Source organism: Rhizobacter sp. P3_B12, from assembly GCF_056402895.1.
On the sequence record NZ_JBFUGN010000912.1, the window covers coordinates 1 to 2,477 of the forward strand.

Below are 2,477 nucleotides of genomic sequence, written 5' to 3' on the forward strand. Positions count from 1 at the left end.
AGCCAGGGCAGGGCGGCCTGCGCCGCACGCTGCCCGTGCAGCCGCTCGCCGATGCGGCGCGGCGCGAGCGCGTGACGATCAACACGCTTGTGCAGGCGGCCTGGGCGCTGGTGCTGGCGCGCTGCACCGGGCAACACACCGTCTGCTTCGGCAGCACCGTGGCGGGCCGGCCGGCCGAGCTGCCAGGCGCGCAGCAGATGCTGGGGCTGTTCATCAACACGCTGCCGGTGGTGGCGACGCTGCAGCCGGCGCAGGCGCTCGGCGCGTGGTGGCGCGAGCTGCAGGCGCAGGGGCTGGCGGCGCGCGAGCATGAGCACACGCCGCTGGTCGAGATCCAGCGCTGGGCCGGGCAGGGCGGGCAGGCGCTGTTCGACAGCCTGCTGGTGTTCGAGAACTACCCGATCGACGCGGCGCTGCGCGACGCGGCACCGGGCGGGCTGCGCGTCGGCACGGCGAGCACGCGCGACGACACGCACTATGCGTTGACGCTGGCGCTGCACCAGGGCGAGCAACTGGCCTTCGACTGGCGCTTCGCGCGTGACGTGTTCGACGAGGCGACGGTGGCGCAGCTGGCCGCGCAGGTGGAGCAGGTGCTGGCGGCGTTCGTGCAACAGCCGGATGCCCGCGTCGGCGCGCTGGCGCTGCTGGCCGATGCCGAACGCGAGCGGCTGTTGCGGCAGGGCGAAGGCGCATCGCCGGCGATGGCGGATGAGCCGGTGCACCGCACGATCGAGCGGCTGGCCAGGGCGCAGCCGGATGCGGTGGCGCTGGTCTTCGGCGAGGTGGAACTGAGCCGCGGCGAGCTGAATGCGCAGGCCAACCGCCTCGCGCATCGGCTGATCGCGCAGGGCGTACGGCCGGAATCCCGGGTGGGGATCGCGCTCGAGCGTTCGGTCGGGATGATCGTCGCGGTGCTCGCGGTGCTGAAGGCCGGCGCGGCATATGTGCCGCTGGACCCGGCCTATCCCGCCGAGCGCCGCCAGGCGATGGTGGAGGACAGCGGCATCGCGGTGGTGCTGCGTGAACCCGACATCGCAGCGCTGGCGGGTGAGCCGGCGAGTGATCCGCAGGTGCCGCTGCACGCCGACCAGCTCGCGTACGTGATCTACACCTCCGGCTCGACCGGCACGCCGAAGGGTGTGGGCGTGTCGCATCGCGCGCTGGCGCGGCATGCCGATGCGACGGTGGCGTTCTTCGGCCTCGCGCCCGAGGATCGCGTGCTGCAGTTCGCGACGCTGAATTTCGACGCCTTCGTCGAGCAGCTGTTCGCGCCACTGGCCATCGGCGCGGCGGTGGTGCTGCGCGGGCCCGAGGTGTGGGACAGCGCGACCCTCCGGCGCGAGGTGGTGGCGCGGCGCATCAGCGTGGCGGACCTGACGACGGCGTACTGGCAGCTGCTGGCGCAGGATTTTGCGAGGGATGCCCATCCCCCCGTTCGCCCTGAGCCCGTCGAAGGGCCTGCGCGCATCGAACCGGGGCTTCGACAAGCTCTGCCCGAACGGGAAGGGAGCGGGTTCGGCGCTTTGCGCCAGGTGCACGTCGGTGGCGAAGCGATGTCGCCCGAGGGCCTGAAGGCCTGGCGCGACGCCGGCCTCGCGCGCATCCGATTGCTGAACGCCTACGGCCCGACCGAGGCCACCGTGACGGCTTCGGCGCTGGATTGCACGCCTTTCGTCACCGGCGCCGCGCCGTGGCCCGCCTCGGTGCCGATCGGCACGGCCTTGCCCGGCCGCATGCTGCGCATCGTCGATGCCGACCTGCATCCGGTGCCGACAGGCGTGGCCGGCGAGCTGTGCATCGGCGGCGCGCTGCTGGCGCGCGGCTACCTCGGCCGGCCGGGCCTGACCGCCGAGCGATTCATTGCCGATCCGTTCGATGCGCAAGGCGGCCGCCTGTACCGCACCGGTGACCTGGTGCGCTGGAACGATGTCGGCCAGATTGAGTACCTCGGCCGCGTCGACCACCAGGTGAAGCTGCGCGGTTTCCGCATCGAACTCGGCGAGATCGAGGCGGCACTGCGGGCGCAGCCGGAGCTGCGCGAGGCGGTCGTGCTCGCACGCGCTTCCGCAGCCGGGCCGCGCCTGGTCGCCTATGTGGCGCTGCAACCCGGCGCATCCGTCGAAGCGACCGCACTGCGCGAGCGCCTGGCCACGCTGCTGCCCGAGCACATGCTTCCGTCGGCATTCGTGCAGTTGCCCGCGCTGCCGCTGACCCCTGGCGGCAAGCTCGACCGCCGCGCGCTGCCCGAGCCCGAATTCACTGCCGACGCCGGACACGAACCGCCCCAGGGCGACACCGAGCAATCGCTCGCGGCGATCTGGTGCGAGGTGCTCGGCGTGCCGCGCGTCGGCCGCCGCGATCACTTCTTCGAGCTCGGCGGGCATTCGCTGCTCGCGGTGCGGCTGGTGGCCGAGCTGCGGCAACGGCTCGGGCTGGAGCTCGGCCTGCGCGCCGTGTTCGACCACCCGACGCTGGCC

At 72.9% G+C, this 2,477-nt stretch carries 1 protein-coding gene; it reads left to right on the forward strand.

The features are described 5' to 3' along the window. A partial coding sequence (locus AC1D01_RS29935; protein ID WP_477872912.1) for an AMP-binding protein occupies positions 1 to 2,477 on the forward strand: 2,477 nt, incomplete at both ends.